The sequence below is a fragment of the Roseburia sp. CLA-AA-H209 genome (genome assembly GCF_020687575.1).
Lineage (GTDB): Bacteria > Bacillota > Clostridia > Lachnospirales > Lachnospiraceae > Roseburia_C > Roseburia_C amylophila.
This window is the reverse complement of sequence record NZ_JAJEQU010000038.1, coordinates 1-2,983: the sequence shown is the minus strand read 5'-3', so window position 1 is coordinate 2,983 and position 2,983 is coordinate 1. Positions and strand designations below refer to the sequence as shown.

Below are 2,983 nucleotides of genomic sequence, written 5' to 3'. Positions count from 1 at the left end.
CGGACAATCACATTGCCGGAAGTAGGGGTGTCCAGCCCGCCCATCATGTGAAGCAGGGTGGACTTGCCGCTGCCGGAGGTTCCCACAACGGCCACAAACTCGCCGTCCTCCACGGAGAAGTTCACACCGTCAAGGGCGCGGGTAATGTTCGGCTCTGTGCCGTAATACTTTTTCAGATCAATCGCCTGTAAAACGCTCATACTCAAAACTCCTTTCAAGGCTTCTTGCCTGTTGATAAAGGTATTATAAAACCCAAATGTCCGCGAAATGTTACAGCGGCCAAAAAATTTCATTGAAAATCGAGGTGAAATGTTACAACGCTCGGACATTTCAAAAATTTCTTTGAGAAATGGCGAAAAAAGCGGGGCAGCACACGCCGCCCCGCCAATCCTAAAAGGTTATTCCATTGCTCGCATTTGTTCTGTTAATGAACACTTTTTCAAATCCCGTATTTCCCATACAGAAAGAATCAACTGTAAAAGAATCAATATTAGTAGATATCCACCTATCTGCATTGTTGGAAATTGATATGAGAGATTTGGCATACCGAATAGGATACCAACAGCTTTGCTCACAGGAATAGCTATGGGAATACCAACCAAAAGAACGATTCCAAATGAAACAAGTACATATAGCAATCCCTCTGTTATGAGAGAATGATATAATTGTTTTAGGCTTAATCCAACAGTGCGTAATGTACTGATTTCCTGTTTACGTGCTTGATGGTTAGAGAGCGTCATATTGATTAGATTGATTATTCCAAACAGCAAAATTAGTAATGATAGCATTTGCAAACTTCCAAACAATAAGTTCATAGAAGATTCCATGTACTCTACAACATCATTATAGCTGCAAATAGAAAGCCCCTTTTCTTTAGAGGTAATTTTCTGCTGAATAGCTGATTCTATTTCATCATTATAAGTTTTATCAGTTATGATCTCCCATGAGTAAGCAAAATTTTCTGTGTTTGGAAATAGTTGTTGTGCAAGTTCTTGTGTAATTATAAGATTCGCTGGATCAATAGCATCTGTACCGTTTTCGGTTCCGACAAAGCTCTTATCAAAGAAACCGGAAACAATACATTCTATTTCCTCTCCACTATTTGTAATCTTTATAGGCGTCCCTTTTGTAACCCCCAGTTCCATATATCCATCTGTCAATAAAACTTCAAACTGATTCTTAGGCATTTGTCCATCTATCAAATATTGTTCAACAAAGCTAAAATTACCTTCTGTACTTTGATCCGAAATTATATCACACATTCCCTCAGTAGCATTTCCATTGATAGAATAATGACACATTCCTACTGAATCTCTAAGTGGTATAATCTTTTGGATTCCTTTAGTATTCAAAAGTTCTTCTTTCAAAGATTCATTTAGCGGATTATTCGTTTCGTTTTTTCCAACTGATTCTTCAGAAAGATATATACGGAAGCTTCCGCCGTTTACAAAAAACTTTTCACGGACAAATTGCTCTGGCGTATTACTAACTGCTGCGGATGCAGATATAAATAAGAGTAATCCTCCAAATATCAAGGAAAGCAATGTACTGGCTGTTTTTTTCTTATCGCGCCAAAGATTTAATAGAGCTAAAGAGCAAGGTGAAATTTTTTTATTATGTTTTCGAGATTGCATCGGAGCATTTCGATAAGCTATATATCGTACTGCCTCAATAGGGGAAGTAGTTGCTGCAATTTTAAGTGGCTTGCGAACAGATAATTTCACCATAAGAGTGCAAATGATGGAAACGCCTATCATTACAAAAGGAATATTGATAGGAGAAAAACCGCTGGAAAATTCATTACTTCCCAAAACAGTTCCGACAATCGCACCCAAAACAATACCCGGAGGAATTCCAAGCCATGATAAATATCTACTTTCATAGTTTATCATTTTCTTTATCTGTAATGCAGTTGTACCTAAAGTGCGTAACTGTCCGAAATTTCTTATTTTTTCATTGATAGAAATTCTGAAAATACTTTGGATTACCGTTATACCGGCAAATAATACCAACACGGACAAACTTACAAAAGTTAGTATATTTTCAAATGACAATCCCATATTCTCTCTAAAAAAGAGAAAACTTAAGCTATAATCAGCACCAATTTCTTTTCCAATAGAAGCAATTCTTTCTTTTAGAATTTCTTTTGATGTTGAATCTGCATCAGCAAAACAAACATAGCTTTGGTATTTTGCAGGATTATAATTAGAACTATTTTCTACAAACGATTTTGATATATAGCACGAGTAATTGCCCTGTGATTCAGTCGAGCTTTCCGTAATCCCAGAAATCACAAAATCTTGTGATTTTCCGTTTATTTGAAAAGAAATTTTATCTCCGATTGCAGTATTAGAAAAATATTTGTTCACCATTTCACGGTCAACTGCAATTTCATTTTCTTTAGATGGCATAGTCCCATCTTTTAGTGTAAATTGATTTCGGGCAATATAGCATGCCGCGTCATCCATATATGCCAAATACAATGAATATCCCTCTGGCATTTTTATTTCTCCCAGATTGTAAAGCGACGCTACCGTTTCGATTTCTGGTTGATGACGAAGTTTTTCAATTTTATCCTCTGTCAGATTATCATAGCTGGCTTGAAAAGTAGCCATATTATTTTGAGATTCCTGAAAAGCAAAAAATAATGTTCCACACATTGACATCAAAAACGCTGCCAGTGAAATAGCAATTACTATCATCAAATTCCGGCGCTTCTCGCTTTTCAAACTTTTCTTTGCCAGCTTCTTTGTAATGGCGCTGGTATCATTTTCAAAAGGCCATGTCATAGCCTGTCACCTCCTTACTCCACAATCTTTCCGTCCTCAATGCGGACAATCCGATCTGCAAGACGGGCTATGTCGTCATTGTGGGTAATCATCACAACAGTTTGCCGGAACTCTGCACTGGTGCGCTTGATAAGCCCCAGCACCTCGGCGCTGGTCTTGCTGTCAAGGTTGCCGGTCGGCTCGTCGGCCAGCAC

General features: G+C 38.0%; 2 protein-coding genes and 1 pseudogene. All 3 read right to left on the bottom strand.

Annotation, left to right across the window (positions count from 1 at the left end; genetic code table 11):
* On the bottom strand, positions 1-200 hold a 200-nt coding region (locus tag LKD41_RS15380; protein ID WP_227701663.1), incomplete at its 3' end, for an ATP-binding cassette domain-containing protein.
* Between the two features lie 198 nt (positions 201-398).
* On the bottom strand, positions 399-2,789 hold the full coding sequence (locus LKD41_RS15375) for an ABC transporter permease (RefSeq protein WP_227701662.1): 2,391 nt from the start codon (positions 2,787-2,789) through the stop codon (positions 399-401).
* Between the two features lie 14 nt (positions 2,790-2,803).
* A pseudogene (locus LKD41_RS15370) lies at positions 2,804-2,983 on the bottom strand (ABC transporter ATP-binding protein); the annotation flags it as partial.